The sequence below is a fragment of the Streptomyces sp. NPDC005863 genome, from assembly GCF_042871345.1.
Classification (GTDB): Bacteria; Actinomycetota; Actinomycetes; order Streptomycetales; family Streptomycetaceae; genus Streptomyces.
Genome location: NZ_JBIAII010000005.1, coordinates 464812 through 484874 on the forward strand (window position 1 = coordinate 464812; position 20063 = coordinate 484874).

The 20063-nt window shown below is 73.0% G+C and carries 7 protein-coding genes; 2 read left to right on the top strand and 5 right to left on the bottom strand.

Annotation, left to right across the window (positions count from 1 at the left end; translation table 11 throughout):
• Positions 1 to 292 precede the first annotated feature (292 nt).
• Entirely contained in the window at positions 293 to 778 is a 486-nt protein-coding gene (locus ACFYO9_RS21125) for a GNAT family N-acetyltransferase (protein WP_358777120.1), read from the bottom strand.
• 525 nt (positions 779 to 1303) lie between these two features.
• Between ACFYO9_RS21125 and helR the strand changes: the two genes are divergently transcribed.
• Positions 1304 to 3514: an RNA polymerase recycling motor ATPase HelR gene (helR, locus tag ACFYO9_RS21130; RefSeq protein ID WP_358777119.1), complete on the top strand. Its 2211-nt coding sequence runs from the start codon at positions 1304 to 1306 to the stop codon at positions 3512 to 3514.
• 16 nt (positions 3515 to 3530) lie between these two features.
• On the opposite strand, the gene ACFYO9_RS21135 is transcribed toward helR, so the two are convergent.
• Positions 3531 to 5096, bottom strand: a complete 1566-nt coding sequence (locus tag ACFYO9_RS21135; RefSeq protein WP_358777118.1) for an amidohydrolase — start codon at positions 5094 to 5096, stop codon at positions 3531 to 3533.
• Positions 5097 to 5131: 35 nt separating this feature from the next.
• Entirely contained in the window at positions 5132 to 5344 is a 213-nt protein-coding gene (locus ACFYO9_RS21140; RefSeq protein ID WP_355804394.1) for an MbtH family protein, read from the bottom strand.
• Positions 5345 to 5460: 116 nt separating this feature from the next.
• On the opposite strand from ACFYO9_RS21140, the gene ACFYO9_RS21145 reads away from it, so the two are divergent.
• Positions 5461 to 6627, top strand: coding sequence for an alpha/beta fold hydrolase (locus tag ACFYO9_RS21145; RefSeq protein WP_358777117.1), 1167 nt, complete (start codon positions 5461 to 5463; stop codon positions 6625 to 6627).
• Between the two features lie 715 nt (positions 6628 to 7342).
• Here the strand turns inward: ACFYO9_RS21145 and ACFYO9_RS21150 are convergent.
• Positions 7343 to 9058, bottom strand: coding sequence for an ABC transporter ATP-binding protein (locus tag ACFYO9_RS21150; protein WP_358777116.1), 1716 nt, complete (start codon positions 9056 to 9058; stop codon positions 7343 to 7345).
• A complete protein-coding gene (locus tag ACFYO9_RS21155) occupies positions 9045 to 20024 on the bottom strand; it encodes an amino acid adenylation domain-containing protein (protein WP_358777115.1) in 10980 nt (3659 codons plus the stop codon). Before ACFYO9_RS21155 ends, ACFYO9_RS21150 begins: the two co-directional genes overlap by 14 nt.
• Between the last annotated feature and the right edge of the window lie 39 nt (positions 20025 to 20063).

Below are 20063 nucleotides of genomic sequence, written 5' to 3' on the forward strand. Positions count from 1 at the left end.
TGCTCGGCGACACCGCCATGGCGCCCGCGCCGTCGTGAAGTCAGCCCAGTCCGTTTGGGGAGTGTGTGGAGAGGGGGCAGATGTGATCTGAGGAGTCGGATGTGACGTCAGGGGGGACGCTGGGGGCGCGCCAGGGGCCGCCATGGATAGGCACGCCGGGGAGGCGTGCCGAGGACGGGCACGCCGGGGCGCCGTTTCAGGCCGTGCCCCCGGACCTCACACCTCGCGCCGCACCTCACACCTCGCGCCGCACCTCACACCTCGCGCCGCACCTCACACCTCGCGCCGCACCTCACAAACTCATCGTTAGGATCCGTGCGTTGCGCCGGGGGTCGAGGGATGCCGCCCAAGCGGTGGGTGCCCTGTGCGCGGTCGTGGGGGCGAAGCCGTACCGCAGGAAGAGGTCGCCGCCACCGGTCGTCGCCGTGAACAGCGCGCTCAGCGAACGGGCGCGTGCCACCATCAGAACGGCGCGCAGCAGCCCCGCTCCCACACCGCGACCCTGGCGGTGCCCGGCGACGCAGAAGTTGTACAGCACGCCCACAGGTCCGGGGCCCTCCCCCGGGCCCTCCAATCCTCCCGGCCCCGCCGGGTACAACCGCAGCCCCACGCAGCCCGCCAGGGAGTCCGGGGAGTCGGCGGAGGCGTCCGCCACTAGGAAGTCGGCGGACTGGGCGGCGTACAACGAGGCCGGTCGTTCGCGCAGCGCGCCAGAGCGTACGAAGGGGCGGGACAGAGCCACGAGGGCCGGGGCGTCCTCCGCTCGGGCGGAGCGCACGGAGGGTGCCGTCTGGGGACCGGAAGGCGTCGGCACGTAGGCAGTGGTTGATGGCGCCGAGGGTTCCGACGCGGCGGACGGTGTCCTTGCGATGCGTGCGTGCGGCAGCTGGGCAGGGCGCGGCGTAGCCGTGATCAAGGCTGTACCTTTCCGGTTCCGCGGTCGGAGGGTGGCTCGGCGCCGAGGCGCAGCCCCGACGAACCGAGATTGATAAGGCTAGCCTTACCTAAGTCTTGAGTCCAACCGACTCAGGACCATCAGGAGCCTCAGGGGGACCTCAGTGGGACCGCAGGGGGCCTCAGCCTCAGGGAGCCGCCGCGAGGGGGCGGGAGTCAGGAGTCGGGGGGAGACGATGCTCGACCGCCGGACACGACTGACACGACATCAGCCGTACAGAACGGCGCAAAACAAAAGGCAAGAGGGAGTGCCCACCTCTTGCCACTCTCAACTTATAGCGCACCGGGGGGCTTGCGGCAAGGCCCCCGTTCTGCCGCACAATCACTGGCCTCGGAACGGAGTGACGACGTGAATCCCCTGGCCACCAGTGCTTTCAACCTTCCCGACAACCTCTCGGCCAAGGCCGACCCGGCGTTGATCGCCGCGGACGACCGGCACTTCGCGGCCATCGCGGAGAGCCTCGACCAGACCGTCGCCGAACTCTCCGGACGGCTCGACGACTTGCGCAGGGCGCCCGGCGGCATCGGCCGGGAGGCGCTGGAGCGGGACTCGGAGATCCACCGGGTCAGCAGCCGGCTGCGTGCCCTGCGCCGGTTCGGTCTCGACCTGTGTCTCGGGCACGTCGTCGGTGCCGACGACGCCGAGCCCCTCTACATCGGACGCCTCGGCCTCACCGACAGCGAGGGCCGGCGGCTGCTCGTCGACTGGCGCTCCCCCGCCGCCGAGCCGTTCTTCGCGGCGACGCACGCCCACCCCATGGGGCTGGCGAGCCGCCGCAGATACCGCTGGGCCGGCGGGCGGATCAGCGACTACTGGGACGAGGTGTTCACCGTCGACGGGCTCGAACACCACGCCGCGCTGGACGACCAGTCGGCCTTCATCGCGAGCCTGGGCAGCAACCGTTCGGCGCGGATGCGCGACGTGCTCGGTACCATCCAGGCCGACCAGGACGCCATCATCCGCGCGGGCTCGCGCGGCGCCCTCGTGGTGGACGGCGGTCCGGGCACCGGCAAGACGGTGGTGGCTCTGCACCGTTCCGCCTACCTGCTCTACTCCGATCCCCGCCTCGGGCACCGGCGCGGTGGGGTGCTCTTCGTCGGCCCGCACGAGCCCTACCTGGGGTACGTGGCGGACGTCCTGCCCAGCCTCGGCGAGGAGGGCGTCCAGACCTGCACGCTGCGGGATCTCGTCGCCGAGGGTGCCGCCGCGGTGGCCGAGAGGGATCCGCAGGTGGCCCGTCTGAAGTCGTCGGCGGGCATGGTGCGGGCGATCGAGAAGGCCGTCGCGTTCTACGAGGAGGCGCCCGCCGAGAGCATGACGGTCACGACACCGTGGTGCGAGGTCAGGGTGAGCACCGACGACTGGACCGAGGCGTTCCGGGCGCCGAGCCCGGGGACCCCGCACAACGAGGCGCGTGAGCAGATCTGGGAGGAGCTCGCCACGATCCTGATGGACAAGCAGGGCATGGACGAGGACGAGGACGGTGTCGCGCCGGACCAGTTCCTGCGGGCGCTGCGTCAGGACAGGGAGCTCGTCACCGCCCTCCACCGCGCGTGGCCGCTGCTGGAGGCGGCCGATCTCGTGTCCGACCTGTGGACGGTCCCCGCATATCTGCGTCTGTGCGCGCCCTGGCTCGACCGCGACGAGGTGGCGAAGCTGCAGCGCAAGGCCGGGCCGCAGGCCTGGACCGTCTCCGATCTGCCGCTCCTGGACGCGGCTCGGCAGCGGCTCGGCGATCCGGAGGCGGCGCGGCTCAAGCGCCGTCAGGATGCCGCCGTCGCCGCCGAGCGTGCGCGCATGGCGCTGGTCATCGACGACATCATCGCGGCCGCCGACTTCAACTCCGCGGGTGACGACAGCGAGGGCGCGGTACGGATGCTGCGCGGCAAGGACCTCCAGGACAGCCTGATCGACGAGAGCGCGCTGCCCACCGCCGCCCCGGACCGGCTCGCCGGGCCGTTCGCGCACGTCGTCGTGGACGAGGCGCAGGAACTGACCGACGCGGAGTGGCAGATGCTGCTGCTGCGGTGTCCGTCGCGGAGCTTCACCGTCGTCGGGGACCGGGCGCAGGCGCGGCACGGGTTCGCCGAGTCGTGGGAGGAACGGCTGAAGCGGGTCGGGCTCGACCGGATCGAGATGGCCTCGCTAGGCGTCAACTACCGTACGCCGGAAGAGGTCATGGCGGAGGCCGAGCCGGTCATCCGGGCCGCGCTGCCCGACGCGAACGTGCCGACGTCGATCCGCAGCAGCGGAGTTCCCGTCGTCCACGGGCCGGTGGCGGATCGGGACGCGATCCTCGCGGCGTGGCTCGACGAGCACGCCGAAGGGGTCGCCTGCGTCATCGGCGACCCCACGTTCCGGGCCATGTCCCGGGTGCGGTCGCTGACCCCGGAGCTGTCGAAGGGGCTGGAGTTCGACCTCGTCGTCCTCGTCGACCCGGAGACGTTCGGCGACGGTATCGAGGGGGCCGTCGACCGCTATGTCGCGATGACCCGGGCGACCCAGCGGCTCGTGGTGCTCAGGAGTTCCCGGGCGTCCGCGGAGTCGTCGTCCCTCTAAATCCCCCTAGGTCTCCCTAGAGGTCGCCGCATTCTCCGCCCACGTACGTGGCCACCACCTCGATGTCGCCGATCCGCGCCACGTCGACGTGGTGCGGGTCGTCGGCGAGCACCGTCAGGTCGGCGAGTTTGCCCGGCGTGAGGGTGCCCAGGGTGTCCTCCCAGTGGCAGGCTCTGGCGGCGGCGACCGTGTAGGCGTGCAGGGCATCGTCGACCGTAATGCCCTCGTCGGGGCCGATCGGCCGGCCGGACGCGGCGGCGCGCTCGACCATGAACTGGACGGCGCGCAGCGGGGATCCGTCCGTGACCGGGCGGTCGGAGCTGCCGACGAGGGGGATGCCGTGGTCCAGGAATGCCCTGCCCCGGTAGAGCCAGGGAGCGCGTTCCTCGCCCATGATCGTGGCGTAGTCGTCGCCGAAGTACCGCAGGAAGTTGGGCTGGACGACCGCGGCGACGCCGAGCCGTGCCATGCGCGGCAGTTGGTCGGGGCGGATCAGGCCCGCGTGCTCGATGCGGTGCCGGGCGTCCGGTCGGGGGCGGCGGCGTTGGGCCTCTTCCAGTGCGTCCAGCGCGAGGTCGACCGCGCGGTCGCCGATCGCGTGGACGGCGAGCTGCCAGCCCGCGAGGTGCCCCGCCACGATGGTGTCCGCGAGCGTCTGCGGGTCGTCCTGCAACTGGCCTGCGTGGTCGAGGCCTTCGTACGGGCTGCTGAGCGCGGCGGTACGGGCCATCATCCCGCCGTCCGTGTAGATCTTCAGCGCGCCCACCGAGAGCCGGTCGTCGCCGAAGCCGGTGCGCAGGCCCAGGTCGAGGGCGCGCGGGATGCCGTCGGCGCGGTGCGCGGCGACCGGGCGCAGCCGGTCGGCGGAGACCATGAGCTGCACGCGCAGCGGCAAGAGACCTTCTTCGCGGGCGAGTTGGTAGGCGCCGAGCTCGACCGGGCTGTGGCCGAAGAGGGTGCCGCCGATGCCCGCCTCGGCGCAGGCGGTGATGCCCTCGGCCAGACAGGTCCGGGCGGCGCGGCCGATGGCGTCGGCCAGTTCGCGCTGGGAGTACGGCAGGCGCAGCGCGCGGGCGGCGCCCATGGCACCCTCGGCGAGGAAACCGTTCTCGTGCGGGAGGTCGCCGGGCAACTGCGCGAGGACGGCGGAGTTGACGACGCAGCCGTGGCCAGAGTCGTGCAGCAGGTACACCTTGCGTCCGCGGCTGACCCGGTCCAGGTCGGCGGCGGTCAGATGGCGACCGAGGGCCCGCTGGTCGTAGCCGGCGACGTTCACCCAGGCGCCGGGCGGGCTCTCGGCGACGGCCTCGGCCACGACGGCGAGCACGTCGTCGATCCGGGTACGGCCCGCGATGCTCGGGGTCCGCTCCTTGAACCCCGTCCAGGCCAGGTGCACATGGGCGTCGATGAACCCCGGCAGCACGGTGGCGCCCTGGAGGTCGACCACCTCGGCCGCGGGCAGTGACGTCACGGCCTCGTCGAGGCCGACGATCCGGCCCCGCCAGATGCCGAGGTCATGGGCGACGGGGTGGTCCGGATCCATGGTGAGGAAGCGCGCGTTGGTCAGTCTGGTGATGAGCATCGACGGGGTTCCTCCGCGGTGTGGACCCCCGTGGGTCAGCTGTCCATCGAGGCGATGAGGGACTTGGGGCGCAGATCCGTCCAGTTGGTCTCGATGTACTCGAGGCAGGCCTCCCGTGAGTTCTCCGGGAAGGCGGTCGTCCACCCGCCGGGCACCTCGGCGAACGACGGCCAGAGCGAGTGCTGGCCCTCGTCGTTCACCAGGACGAGGAAGCGGCCCTCGGGGTCGTCGAAGGGGTTGGTGCTCATGGGTGAGTGCCTCCTTGGGCTGACCAGGGATGGAAGGGGAGAGCTTGATTAGGTTAGGCTCCCCTAAATTACTGCGAGCTTAGCCTCTTCCCCTTCCCTCTCACAAGGAGACGTTCATGCGCCCGGGTGCCGACACGGAGAACGCTTCCCCCGCCTTCGGCGCGTACGGGCTAGCCGGGGAACCCGGCACCGACGCGTTCTGGGCCGGGGTCGGTGCGCCCGTCTCCGTTCCCACTGACGCCGACGGCGGTGGCGGTGGCGGTTGGACGATGTTGTTCCTGTGGCGCGGGGCGCCGGCGACCCTCTCCTTCGAGAGCTGGTCCGACCCCGTCCCGCTGCGACGCTGGCGGGATTCGGACTGCTGGTACGCCGAGGTGGCGATGCCCGAGCGGTTGTGTGTGACCTATCAATTCCTCGTGGACGGGGACGGGGATGGGGGCGGGGGCGGGGTCATGGGCTTGGACGGTGGCGCGTACGCCGATCCCTTTAATCCGGCCGGTGCGGGCGGTGATCGGTCCATCGCCGCCACGCCCGACGTGCCGGCCGCGCCGCACTGGCCGCTCGTCGGCGCCGATGACGTCCTGCCCGTGCCGCGCACCCGGATCCGCTGGGCCAGCGAACGGCTCGGCGGGCGGCGGACCGTACGGGTCCATCCGGTGGGCGGCGGCGGGCCGTTGGTGCTGCTGCTCGACGGGGACGACTGGCTCTATCTGCATCCGGCCATGACCGCCTTCGACGCGGCCGTGGCCGCGGGCGAGATGCCTCCCGTCACGCTCGTCTTCCTGCCGGCCAAGGACCGCGCGGCCGAGTTCGGCTGTGACCCCGCGCTCTGGGAGGCGGTCCGCGACGAATTGCTCCCGTTGGTCGCGGAGAGCGGCGTCCCGGGCGATCCGGGGCGGCTCGTGGTCGTCGGGCAGAGCCTCGGCGGGCTGAGCGCGATGTACGCGGCGTTGGAGTTCCCCGAGTTGGTCTCCCGGGTCGCCTGTCAGTCGGCGTCGTTCTGGTGGACGCGGGATGCGTTGGGGCGGGCGGATCTGCTGGCGGGGCCGCTGGGCGGTGCCGTCGCCGAGCGGTTGCGGGAGCGCCGGGCTGACCTGTCGGGGCTGCGGATCGCGTTCGACGTCGGGGAGCACGAGGTGGGGATGTTGCCGCACTGTGAGGTGGTCGAGGGGCTGGTTGGGGAGGCGGGGGCGCGGGTGCGGGTCGCCCGGGGGGCGTTTGGGCATGATCGGGCGGGGTGGCGGGGGGCGGTGCTTCGGGATGTTGCCTGGGCTTTGGGGTAGCCCCTGAGGGGCGTGACCTTGCGTGGTCCCCCCGGCGGGGTGGGCGAGTTGGCTGTCCGCCCGGTGGGGGGTGCTTGCGCCGTTCCCCGCGCCCCTTCCCCTGCGCCGTACGCGACCTCGTACGCCCCGGCCCCCGCGACGGGGCGCGTGGATCGGCCGTCCCTCCGGTGGGGGGTGATTGCGCAGTTCCCCGCGCCCCTTCCCCTGCGCCGTACGCGACCTCGTACGCCCCGGCCCCCGCGACGGGGCGCGTGGATCGGCCGTCCCTCCGGTGGGGGGTGATTGCGCAGTTCCCCGCGCCCCTTACCTGCACCGTGTGTGGCCTCGCCCGTCCCGGCCCCCACGACGGAGCCCGTGGATCGGCTGTCCGCCCGGTGGGGGTTGCTCGCGCCGTTCCCCGCGCGCCTTCACCTGCGCCGTGTGTGGCCTTGCCCGTTCCGGTCCCCGCGACGGGGCCCGTGGATCGGCTGTCCGCCCGGTGGGGGTTGGTCGCGCAGTTCCCCGCGCCCCTTACCTGCGCCGTACGCGCCTCGTACGTCCCGGCCCCCGCGACGGGGTGCGCGAATTAGCCGTCCGCCCGGTGGGGGGTGCTCGCGCCGTTCCCCGCGCCCCTTCACCCGCACCGTACGCGACCTCGTACGTTCCCGCCCCAGACCAGCGCCGACCCTCACCCCCCGCATCCCCCACCCCTCACCCCTCACCCCTCACCCCACCCTCAGCGTGCCACCGCCGCGCAGTAGTCCTCGTCGTGGGCCAAGAGGTTTCGGTGGGTGTTCTCTGCTGTGATGATGCCGTCGGACAGGATCAGGACTCGGTCTGCCGTGTCCAGCAGGGCCGGGCTGCTGGTGATCACCAGTGTGGTCCGGCCCCGACGGAACTTCGCCACGTTGCGGGCGATCAGCTGTTCCGTGACCGCGTCGACGGCCGTCGTCGGGTTGTGCAGGACGAGGACGTCCGTGTCCGCGGCCAGGGCGCGGGCCAGGGAGAGCCGTTGGCGCTGCCCGCCGGAGAGGTTCGCGCCGCGGTCGCGGACCGCGTAGTCGAGTCCCTCGCGGTGCAGCGCGACCACATCGGTCAGCATGGACGCCTCGACCGCCTCGGGGACCGAACCACTCGTGCCCGAGGGATCGATGTTGCTGCGGAGCGTGCCCGCGAAGATCTCGCCGTCGTACGGATTCACCAGCAGGTGTTCGCGGACCGACTCCACCGACAGGTCGGCGATCTCCTGCCCGCTGACCCGCACCACACCCTCGTACGCCTCGGGCGGCACGTTCACCGCCAGGATCGAGGCGAGGTCGGCGACCGCGCGTGGCTGGTAGCCGGCGATGGCCACGAACTCGCCCGGCGCCACCGTGAACTTGAGCTCGCGCAGCGACCCGTACCGGACGCAGTCGACCTCCAGGCCGCCGCCCGCGGCCGGGCGCCCCGTCCCCGGGTCCGTCACCGGCGGCGCGGCGAGGACCAGCGCCATCCGCTCCGCCGACGCCCGCGCGATCATCACGTACTTGGGCATCTCCGAGAACATCTTGAGCGGCTCCATGATGAACTGCGCGAGGCCCACGGCCATCACGAGCTCACCGATGGTGATCCGGCCCTCGAACGCCAGCCAGCCCGCCGTCAGGGTCACCGCGGCGGCAAGGACGGCGTTGAGGGCCTGCGCGGTGCCCGCGTACACGCCGTTCACCCGGGCGACGGTGACCGACTGGTGCATCGCCTCCGCGCTGACCTCGCGGTACGAGCGGAACGCCGCGTGGTTGCCGCCGAAGCCGTGCAGCGGACGCAGGCCGCTGATCAGGTCGGCGACCTTCGCACCCGCCCGCGCCACCCGGGCCTGCTGCTCCCGGGTGCTGGAGCCGATGCGCTTGGACATCACGCTCAGGATCGACAGGATCGCGACCGTCCCCACCATCACGAGCAGGCCGAGCCGCAGGTCGGCCAGGCCCAGGGCGACCGCCGCGACCACCACCGCGACCAGCGAGCTGACCAGGAGCGGCACCACCTCGATGATGTCCGCGGTCTGGTCGGCGTCCTCGGTGGCGATGGTCAGCACCTCGCCGGACTTGAGGTCGACGTCCCGGGCCACCGGCTGCAGCCCGCACCCCGCGACCCGCACCCGCCAACGGTGCGCCTCCGTCGTGTTGGCCTTCTGCAGGACGCGCATCCCGAACCGCCACGACAGCGAGACGGTCGTGATGATCACGGCGAGCGCGGCGATCGACAGGCCGAGGGCGCCGAGGGTCCGGTCGTCCTTCATCGTGTGCTCGACGATCATGCCGAGCGCGATGGGGAAGGCCGTCTCGCCCGCCTGGTACAGGCCCATGAGCAGGGTGCCCAGGGCCATGGCGCCGATGTTGCGGCGCAGGGCGGTCTTGAGGATGTCGGATCCCTTGCGGGGCCGCGGCGGGTCGGGAGTCGTGTCAGGAGTTGTCATCGAGATGGCGGGCAATCGCTTCCGGGGTTCGCAGGGTGAACAGGTCACGGATGGTGACCACGGGGCCGTACTCGCGGCGGAGCAGCCCGATGAGGCGCACCGCCAGCATGGAGTGTCCGCCGAGGGACACGAAATCGCTCACCGCGCTCACCTCGTCGTCGTCGAGGTCCAGGGCTTCGGCGAAGAACTCGCAGACCACGCTCTCCGTCTCGGTCTCAGGGCCGCGCTCCCCCGCCGTGGTCAGCGCGCCGAGGGGCTTGGGCTCCGGCAGCGCCTTGGTGTCAGCCTTCCCGTTCACGGTGAGCGGGATGCCGTCGACCTCGGCGTAGTGGGTCGGGCGCAGGAAGTCCGGCAGGGCGGCGCCCACCTCGGCGGCGACGGCGGCCAGGTCGGCGCCGTCCAGGACGAGGTAGGCGGCCAGCCGGTACGCGCCGTCGACCTGCGGGTCGGCCTGGGCCACCGCCGCGGCGAACCGGACCGCGGGGTGGGCCGCGAACGCCGCCTCGACCTCGCCCAGTTCGACCCGGTGGCCGCGGATCTTGACCTGCTGGTCGGTGCGGCCGAGGTACGTCAGGTTCCCGTCGGGCCTGCGGACCACCAAGTCGCCGGTGCGGTACATGCGCTCGCCGGGTGCGCCGAACGGGCAGGCGACGAAGCGGTGCGCGCTCTGCCCTGGCTGTCCGAGGTAGCCGCGGGCGATGCCGACGCCGGCCACGTACAACTCGCCGGGGACGCCGTCGGGCAGGGGGCGCAGCCACGGGTCGAGGACGTACACGTCGGTGTTGTCGATGGCGACGCCCACCACCGGGTCCTGGCACTCGAAGGTGCCGACGCCCAGGGTGTTGATCGTGTACTCGGTAGGTCCGTAGAGGTTGTAGCCGACCGTGCCCTCGGTGTCCGCCAGCCGCTGCCACAGCGACGGGGTGACGGCCTCGCCGCCGAGCAGGACCAGCGCGGGGCGCCGCCCCGGGCGGTCGAGAAGGCCCTCGGCCACCAGCTGCTGGGCGTACGTCGGCGTCACGTTGATGACGTCGATGCCGTGTTCGGCGCAGTACGCGACCAGTCCTGGCGCGTCACGCCGCAGCTCCTCGTCGCAGATGTGCACCTCGTGGCCGTCGGCGAGCCACAGGAGCTCCTCCCACGACATGTCGAACGCGAACGACACGGTGTGCGCGATCCTGAAGCGCCGGTGGCCGTGGACCGCGAGGACCGGCTCGAAGATCCGGCGCTGGTGGTTGATCAGCATGTTGGTGAGACCGGCGTACTCGGTCACCACGCCCTTGGGCTTGCCGGTCGATCCCGAGGTGTAGATCGTGTACGCGGGGTGGCGCAGCCGGTCCGGGTCGTCCGGCGCGAACGTCACGAAGGGGTCGGCCGCGGGCAACGGCCGGTCCAGTTCGATCAGTTCGCAGGCGCCCGCCAGGCGCGGGGACACGGGGCTCACCGTGAGGATCACCTCCGGACGGGCGTCCGCGACGATCGCCGCGATCCGCTCGTCCGGGTGGTCGAGCTCCAGCGGTACGTACGCGGCGCCGACGCGCAGCACCGCGAAGAGCGCCACGATCGAGTCGAGGGAGCGCGGAATCGCGAGGCCCACCGTGGTCTCGGGGCCGATGCCGCGTGCGGCGAGGACACCCGCCACCGCGCGGCTGCGGTCCCGCAGCCCGGCGAAGGTCAGCGTCGCGCCGTGGGCGACGAGGGCGATCCGGTCCGGGTCACGGTCGGCCGCGCGGTCGAACCGGTCGACGACGGTGTCCGTGCCGATGTCCGTGCGCCCGGCGGGTTCGGGGTGCTCGCCGAGGCCCGGCAGCGCGCCGAGCGGGCCCCTCGCGCGGGCCAGGTCCTGAAGGACGCGCACGTAGTCGTCGAGGAGGCGCCGGGCGTCCGCGGTGTCGCCGTGGCGGTGCTCCAGCTTGATCGTGAGCTTCTCACCGGGCGTGACGACCCAGGTGTACGGATAGTGCGTGGAGTCGTCGGCCTTCACCGAGGTGATGCCGTGCCGGGAGTTCATCTCCGCGAAGGCATCCATGTCCAGGAAGTTCTGGAGCACGAACAGGTTGTCGAAGAGGGTGTCGTGCCCGCTGGCCCGCTGGATCTCGCCGAGCCCGAGGTGCTCGTGCTCCATCGCGTCGACCCGGGAGGCCTGCACGGCCGACAGATAGCCCCCGACGGTGTCGTCGGGCCGCGCCCTCGTCCACATCGGCACGGTGTTGAGCAGCACGCCGACGATGTCGGACAGGCCCTCGCCGTCGCGCCCGGAGACGGTCACGCCGAACACCGCGTCACCGCGGCCGGTGTGCGCACCGAGCAGGAGGCCGAAGGCACCGGTCAGCACCGAGTTCAGCGTGACGCCGTGCTTCTTGGCCGCGTCCCGCAGCAGCTCCGACTGTTCGGCGGAGAGGGTGTGCACGAGCGCGGGCGGCAGCTCCTCGGTCAGGGCCGGGCCCGGTCCGGCGAGCAGGGTCGGGCCCGGCAGTTCCGCAAGGTGCTCCGCCCAGAAGCGGGTCGACACCTCCGGGTCCTTGGCGGCGAGCTCCCGCGCGTACTCCTCGAAGCCGGGCGTGGCCGGGCTCGCGTCGAGCGGCTCGCCCGCGACGACGGCCTCGTAGGCGTCGAAGAGGTCGCGCAGCACGATCTCGCGGGACCAGCCGTCCCACAGCAGCAGGTGGTAGCTGAGCAGCAGGCCGTCGCGGCCGTCCGGAAGCCGCACCACGGTCAGCCGGATCAGCGGCGGCTCGCCCGGGTCGAAGCCCGTGTCGCGGTCGCGGGTGCGCAGCGCGTCGACCTCGGCCTCACCGGTGAGCTCGACCGTGCGGACGGGGACGCGGCGGCCCGCCTTGAGGACCTGGACGGGGTTGCCGTCGTCGTCGGTGGTGAAGCCGGCGCCGACGATCGGGTGGCGTGCGATGACGTGCGCCATCGCGTCGGCGAGCGCGTCGGTGTCGAGCCGCCGGTCGAAGGTGAACCAGCTCTGCGCGACGTAGTGGCCCGCGGCGCCCGCCAGTTGCGCCTGGAAGAACAGGCCGCGCTGCAGCGGGGTGACCGGCGCGGTGCGCTCGGCGGTCGCGGCGGCGTCCGCGAGGTGTTCCAGGGCGCTCGTCCAGTGCCCGGTGATCTCGTCGGGCACGCCCTCGGCGAGGGTGAAGGCGGCGTGCAGGCTGCCGGTCGCCTCGTCGGTCCAGGCGTTGACCTCGACGGCGTACGGGCTTCGCTGGTCGCCGCCGGTGACGTGCACCGCCCGGGACTCGCCGCCCCGGCCGAGGTAGTTGAACAGCACCTGCGGGCGTGCGGTCAGCAGCGGCGCCGTCTGCGGGTTGAGGTAGCGGAGCCTGCCGTACGCGGTGTGGCCCTCCTCGTCCGGCTGGCGCGCGGCGACCTCGTGGGCGGCGGCGACGGGGTCGGTGTGCGCCGTGAGGCGCACCGGCGCGATGGAGGTGAACCAGCCGACCGTGCGCGTGTAGTCGTGGTGGGCGAGCGCCGGGACCCGGCCGTGCCGCTCCAGCTCGACCGCGAGGTCGGTGGGGTCCTCCTGGACGTGGGTCAGCGCGGTGCGCAGCGCGCCGCAGAGCAGTTCGGTGAGGCCGACGCCCAGGGCGGCGGGCGCGGTGCGGGTGACGCGGTCGCTCACCTCGGGCGGCAGGACGACGGTCCTCTCGCGCAACGCGCCGACGGCAGGCAGCAGTTCGGCCGCCCGGAGCGTGTCGACCCAGTGGCCGAGGGAGTCGGCCGGCTCGGTGGCCCGCAGCGTCAGCGCCTCGGCGTACTCCGCGTAGGACGTGGTCGGCGGCGCGAGTTCCGCGCCGCGCATGGCGGCGGTCAGGTCGTCGGCGAGGACCAGCCAGGACACCGCGTCGACGGCGAGGTGGTGCACGGTGACGACCAGGGTGCGGCTCGACTCCAGCCAGGAGAACGCGATGACGTCCCCGGCCTCGGGGTCGAGCCGGTCGGCCGCCTCGTGCGCCGCCGCCGTCGCGTCGGCCGCGTCGCTGCGGACGACGGTGACCTCGCGCGCGGGCTCGGTGCTCAGGGCCCACACGCCGTGCTCGACGCGCAGCCGCAGCCGCAGCGCCGGGTGTGCGGCGACGACGGCGTGCGCGGCCCGCTCGGCCTCGGCGAAGCCGGCGCCCTCCGGCGCCGGGACGGTCCTGGCCTGCACGAACCGGTCGAGGGAGCCGCCCAGTTCACGCTGGCGCAGGATGATCGGCGTCGGCGGCAGGGGTCCGTCGGCGTGCCGCTCGGAGGCGGGCGCGGGCGTCTGCGGTGTGCTCGACCCCAGGTGGGCGGCGAGGGCACGCGGCGTCCTGAGCAGGAACACGTCCCGGGGCGCGATCGGCAGGCCGAGGGCGCGGGCCCGGTTGATGACCGTGATGGCGACGATGCTGTCGCCCCCGGCGGCGAAGAAGTCGGTGTCGGCGTCGACGGCGGAGCCGGGCAGCGCGTCCGCGAAGACACCGGTCAACTGGGAGAGGGCCGAGGAGCCTTCGGTCGCGGGCGCGTCCTGACCGGGGCACGCGGGCGCGTCCTGAACGGGGCCGCGCACGCCGGTGTCGTCGGCGGTCGCAGCCGCCCGTGCCACCAGGGCCTTCCGGTCCAGCTTGCCGTTGACGGTCAGCGGCAGCGCGTCGAGCGCCAGCACCCGGCCCGGCACCATGTGCACGGGCAGCTTCGCGGCGAGCCGTTCGGCGAAGTCGCCGGGGGCCCGGCCCACGACGTGCGCGACCAGGTGGTCGCCGCTGTCCGCGACGGTGACCGCCACGTCGACGACGCCGTCCAGCTCACGGACCGCGGACTCCACCTCGCCGAGCTCGATGCGGAACCCCTTGAGCTGCACCTGGTCGTCGGCGCGCCCGGCGAACTCCAGCTCGCCGTCGAGGGTACGCAGGGCGAGGTCGCCCGTGTGGTACATCCGGGAGCCGTCGCCGGCGAACGGGTTCGCCACGAAGCGGCCCGCGGTCAGCCCCGGCCTGCCCAGATAGCCGAGCGACACCTGGTCGCCCGCGACGTAGATGGCGCCCACCTTGCCCGGCGGCACCGGCCGCAGCCGGTCGTCGAGCAGATGCACGACCAGACCCGGGATGGGCCCACCGATCGGGCTGACGTCACCCGCACCGGCGAGGTCCGCGCCGCCGAAGTCCGCGTCCGTCAGCACCCGGTGCGTGACGTGGACCGTGGTCTCGGTGATGCCGTACATGTTGACCAGCTCGGGCGATGCGGTGCCGTGCCGGTCGACCCAGCCGCGCAGCCGCCCGAGGTCCAGCGCCTCGCCGCCGAAGATGATCCGGCGCAGCGCACCGGCCGGCTCGTCGGCGTGCCGGTCGGCCTCGATGAACTGGTAGAAGGCCGACGGTGTCTGGTTGAGCACGGTCACACCGCGCTCGCGGACCAGGCGGTGGAAGTCGACGGGCGAGCGGGTCAGGCCGTACTCCGGCACCAGCAGCTCACCGCCGTGGGCCAGCGCGCCCCACAGCTCCCAGACCGCGAAGTCGAAGGAGAAGGAGTGGAACTGCACCCACACGTCGTCCGGCCCGAAGCCCATGTCGGGCCGGGTGTCGGCGAGCAACGTCACGACGCTGGAGTGCGGGACGACGACGCCCTTGGGGCGGCCGGTCGAGCCGGAGGTGTAGATGACGTACGCGGGGTCGTGCCAGCCGGCCTCCGGTGCGGGCGCGTCCGTCGCGTCGTGCGGCGGCTCCTCGCCCTGGACGAGGACGCGGGCGCGCAGCCCGGTCCGGTCGAGGAGCGCGGTGAAGCGGTCCCGCTGCTCGCGGTCGACGAGGACGACCTGTGGGGCGGCGTCGGTGAGGATGTACTCCAGGCGCTCGTCCGGGTAGGCGAGGTCCAGCGGGACGTACGCGCCGCCCGCGGTGACGATCGCGACCAGCGCGGTGACCTGCTCGACGGAGCGGGGCACGGCGACGGCGACCCGTCGTCCCGGGCCGACCCCGGCGGCGCGCAGGGTGGCGGCCAACTCGTCCTTGGCGTGCGCCAGTTCACCGTACGTGAGGGAGCGGGTGCCGCCGTCCAGGGCGCACTGGGTCACGGCGATGGCCGCCGGGTCGCGGTGGGCGGCGGCGTCGAACAGGCCGCCCAGGGTGGTCGGTTCGACGCGTACGGGCAGCCGGGAGTCTCCGGGCACGAGGTCGTGGACCAGGGCGTCGGGGCGGGTGAGCAGGCTCGTGAGGGTCTGGCCGAACGTCCGCAAAATCTCCTGGGCGCTCTCCTCGCGCAGCAGTTCACCGTCGTAGATGAGGTTGAAGCGGGGGCGGCCGTCGAGGGCGCGCTCGACGACGAGGGTGAGCGGGTAGTGCGGGGCGCCCTCGTTCACGAGGTCGGTGATGACGAGCTCGGCGTCGGGGGTCCGCAGGCTGTCCAGGTCGGTCGCGACGTCGAAGACGACCAGCGTGTCGAAGAGCGATCCGGCGCCCGCCTGGCGGCCGATCCGGGCCAGCGAGACGTGCTGGTGGGGCAGGACGGCGCCCTGGTGCTCGCGTACGGAGGCGAGCAGGTCGCGTGCGGTGGTCGACCCGGACCAGTGGGCGCGGACGGGGATCGTGTTGATGAACAGACCCACCATGTCGCCGATGCCGGGCACGTCGGCGTCGCGTCCGGAGACGGTGGAGCCGAAGACCACGTCGTCGGCGTGCAGGATGCCGCCCAGCGTCACCGCCCAGGCGCTGTGCACGGCCACGCTCAGCGGGACACCGGCGTCCCGGACCGCCGCGTCGACGTCGGCCTGCGCCTCGGCGGCGGTGTCGGCGAACCGGTCGGACGGCGTGTGCCCCTCGGCGACCAGTGAGGCGCCGGGCAGCCCGGCGAGCTCCTCGCGCCACACCCGGTCGCTCTCGTCGTCGTCGCGTCCGGCGAGCCAGTGCACGTAGTCGGCGAAGCCGCCGACCGGGTACACGGTGCCCGGCGCGTGGTACTCGGCGAGCAGCGCGCGCAGCATCGGCGGCACCGACCAGCCGTCGGCGATGATGTGGTGCACGGTCTGCACCAGGACGGTGCGCCCCTCCCCCGCGCGGATGAGCGTGTACCGCATCAACGGGCCGGTGGCGAGGTCGAATCCGGCGCGGCGGTCGCGCTCGGCGAGCTCGCGTATCTCGGCGTCGGTGATGCCGGGGCGGTCCAGCGTGGTGAAGGGCGGCTCGACGCCGTGCTCCAGGACGGAGACGACGCGTCCGTCGGCGAGGGCCGTGAAGCGTGCCGCGAGGTTCGGGTGGAGGGCGAGGAGCCGGGTGGCGGCGGCCGCGAGCCGGTCGGCGTCCACCTCGCCGTCCGGTGTCTCAAGGGTGAGGAGCTGCTGTTCGACGTACGCGCCCGCCGAGTCGTCGTCGAACACCGAGTGGAAGTACAGGCCTTCCTGCAGCGGGGTCAGCGGCAGGACGTCCCGCAGCGACGCGCCGTCCAGGGCGTCCACGTCGGCCTGGGTGAGCGGCACCAGGGGGAAGTCGCTGGGTGTGTGGCCGCCCGCGTCGAGCGCGGCGAGACCGGCCAGGGCCACCCGGAAGTAGCCGCCGAGGGTCTCGACGTCCTCGTCGGTGAACAGACCGTCGGGCCAGGAGATGGTCGTGACGAGCTCGTACTCGCCGCCGCCCGCGGCCGGTTCGGCGATCGCGTTGAACTCCAGGGCGCGCGGCAGCCGCATGGCGGGGTCGCGCTTCTCGCCGAGCTGGCCGGTGGTGCCCGCGAGGTTCCAGTCGCCCTGCGCGCCCGCGTCGAAACGGCCGAGGTAGTTGAAGAGCACCTGCGGCGCGGGAGCGTCGAACGCGGTGTCGCCGAGGTAGCGCAGCGCGCCGTACGAGATGCCGTTGCTCGGCACCCGTGCGAGGTCCTCCTTGACCGCCTTCAGGGCGGCGGCGAGGTACGCGGGTGAGGTGAGGTCGGGGGCGGTGCCGGGGTCGACGGTCACCGGGAAGAGGGTGGTGAACCAGCCGACGGTGCGCGAGAGTTCGGGCTCGAAACCGGCGGCGTCCGCCACGTACCGGCCCTCGCGGCCGTGGCCCTCCAGCTCGATGTGGGCGAACGTCTGGTCCTGGCCGAGGTCGCGGCGCCAGCGGGCGAGGGCGACGGCGAGCGCGGTGAGCAGCACGTCGTTGACGCCCGCGTGGAACTTGGCGGGGACCTCGCCGAGCAGCGCGGCGGTGACCTCGGGGCCGACCGAGACGGTGCGCAGCCGCTCCCGTGCGACGGTGTCGTCCGCGGCCAGCGGGCGCCGGCCCACCGGACGGTCCTCGCCCGGCAGGGGGCGCCGGAAGTACGCGTGGTCGGCCTCGAAGCCGGGGCGTCCGAGCAGCTGGGTCCAGCGGCGGAACGAGGTGCCCTCCGGCGGCAGTTCGACGGGCGTGCCCGCGGCGCACTGGCGCCAGGCCGTGGCCAGGTCCTCCATCAGGACCCGCCAGGAGACGCCGTCGACGACCACGTGGTGGGCGACGACGACCAGTTGGCGCTCGGCGCGGCGCCAGACGGCGCGCAACATCGCGCCGCCGTCGGGGTCGAGCCCGTCGGTCGCGAGCGTGACGCACGCGTCGAGCGGCAGGTCGCTCTCCCGCCACACCGGGGCGGCCGGGGCCGTCTCCGGGATGTCGAAGCTCCAGCGCTCGCCGCGCACCAGGCGGGCGCGGAGCATGGGGTGCCGGGCGAGGAGCGCGGAGAGGATCTCGTCGAGCGCTTCGGGGGTCAGGTCGGCGGGGGTGTTGAGCACCACGGACTGCACGAAGCCGTCGATCGCGTCGGTGGTCTCGCCGAGCCACTGCACGATCGGCGAGCCCTCGACGGGCCCGGTCGCGACGTCGCCGTGGTCGACGGTGGAGACGTCCTCGCGGCTCGCCACCGCCGCCAGGGCGCCGACGACACTGTGGTCGAAGATCTGGCGCGCGGTGACGTAGAGGCCCGCCTCGCGCAGCGCGCTCAGCAGCGAGATGGTCAGGATGCTGTCGCCGCCGAGCTGGAAGAAGTCCTGGTCGACGCCGACTTCGTCGAGCTGCAGGACGGCCGCGACCGCCGCGCAGACCGCGCGTTCGTCCTCGGTGGCGGGCGGGACGACGGCGCCGGTGCCGGTGGTGGGCTCGGGCAGTGCCTTGCGGTCGAGCTTGCCGTTGGCGGTGAGCGGGAACTCCGTCATCACGACGAGGTGGGCGGGCACCATGTACTCGACCATGTGCGCGGTGGCCCACGCCTTGACGTCGTCGGCGCGCAGCCCCTCGTGGCCGGCGGCCGGGATCACGTATCCGACGAGGTAGGTGCCGCCCGCGGTGTTCTTCTTGGCGACGACGCAGGTGTGCCGGACGCCGGGGTGCTCGGCGAGGCCGACCTCGACGTCCTCGATCTCCAGGCGCATGCCGCGGATCTTGATCTGGTTGTCGGCGCGGCCGAGGAAGTCCAGGGAGCCGTCCGGCTGGAACCGGGCGAGGTCGCCGGTGCGGTAGAGCCGGGAGCCGTCCGCGGCGAAAGGGTTCGCGACGAAGCGGGAGGCGGTCAGGCCGGGGGCGTTGACGTAGCCGCGGCCGAGCAGGAAGCCGCCCGCGTACAGCTCGCCGCCGACGCCGACCGGCACCGGGCGCAGCTCGTCGTCCAGGACGTACAACTGAGTGTTGGGGTTGGCCTTGCCGATGGAGGTCGACAGGCGTTCCGCGGCGCCCCGGTAGATGACGTGCGAGACGCCGATGGTCGTCTCGGCCGGGCCGTAGCCGTGGTACATCGGGATGTCGAGCCGGGTGCGGAACCGCTCGTACAGCTCGGGGGTGAGCACCTCGCCGCCGCACCAGACGTGCCGCAGGCTGTCCAGGCGTCCGGAGTCGCCGGCCATCTCCAGGAGCACGTCCAGCATGGACGAGACCAAGTACGTGAAGGTGACGCGCTGTTCGGCGATCACGCCGAGCAGGTGGTGCGGGTCGCGTTCGCCGCCGGGGCGCAGGACGACCAGGCGGCCGCCGCTGACCAGCGGCAGGAAGATCTCGTTGATGGAGATGTCGAAGGACAGCGGCGCCTTGAAGAGCGAGGCGTCGTCGTGGCCGAAGTGCAGGATCTCGTCGACCTGCCAGAGCAGCCGCTCGGCGATGGCCTCGTGACGGATCATCGCGCCCTTGGGCCGCCCGGTGGAGCCGGACGTGAAGATGACGTACGCGAGGGCGGCACCCGGCACGGGGAGCGCGGGCGCCTCGGTCGGCTCGGCGCCGAACCGCCAGTCGCCGAGGTCCACCTGGACGGCCTCGGGCTCGTCCGGGTCGCCGGAGCCGGAGTCGTTGAGCTGCACCACGACGCGGGCGTCCTCGATGACGACGGCGCGGCGCGCGGCGGGCCACTGCGGGTCGAGCGGCACGAAGGCGCAGCCCGCCTGCAACACGCCGAGCAGGCCGATCACCATGTCCGCGGAGCGGCCGAGCGAGATGCCGACGACCTGTTCGGCGGTGAGCCCGCGGCCGACGAGGTGGTGGGCCAGCTGGGCGGAGCGCTCGGCGGCCTCGCGGTAGGTCAGGGACCGGTGTTCGTCGACGATCGCGACGGCGTCGGGGCGGCTGCGCGCCTGCTCCCGGAACATCTCGACGATGGTCGGGCGGACCCGCTCCGCGTCGGTGTCGTTCCACGCGAGGAGGGTCCGCAGCCGCTCCTCGGCGCCCGTCGCGCCGATGGTGCCCAGCGGCCGGTCGGGGAAGTCGGCCAGGTCGTCCAGGGCGAGCTGCGCGTCGGCCTGCGTGACGCCGTCCGGGACGGCGATGCTCCGGCCGTCCTCGCCGGCGTCCCGACTGCCGGGCCCGGTGCCGCCGTTGGCGACCCAGCCGAGCACGTCGGCGAAGAGCGTGGCGTCGGTGAGCTCGATGCCTTCGGGACTCCGTCCGGTGGCCCAGTACGTCAGCGCGACGGCACACGCGTCGGCGAGGGTCCGGTCGCGGTGGTCACCGGCCCGCCGACGCAGATCGGCCAGGCGCGGGGGAGGAAGCAGTACGAGGCGAGCGCTCGGTTCCATCATCGAAGACAGCGTCCCTTCCAGGTCATCGCAGTTAGGCTA

Excerpts from the sequence above, each read along its gene's own strand:
- ACFYO9_RS21135 (WP_358777118.1), bottom strand. The coding sequence starts at position 5,096 with ATGCTCATCACCAGACTGACCAACGCGCGCTTCCTCACCATGGATCCG.
- ACFYO9_RS21140 (WP_355804394.1), bottom strand. The coding sequence starts at position 5,344 with ATGAGCACCAACCCCTTCGACGACCCCGAGGGCCGCTTCCTCGTCCTG.
- ACFYO9_RS21145 (WP_358777117.1), top strand. The coding sequence starts at position 5,461 with ATGCGCCCGGGTGCCGACACGGAGAACGCTTCCCCCGCCTTCGGCGCG.
- ACFYO9_RS21150 (WP_358777116.1), bottom strand. The coding sequence starts at position 9,058 with ATGACAACTCCTGACACGACTCCCGACCCGCCGCGGCCCCGCAAGGGA.
- ACFYO9_RS21155 (WP_358777115.1), bottom strand. The coding sequence starts at position 20,024 with ATGATGGAACCGAGCGCTCGCCTCGTACTGCTTCCTCCCCCGCGCCTG.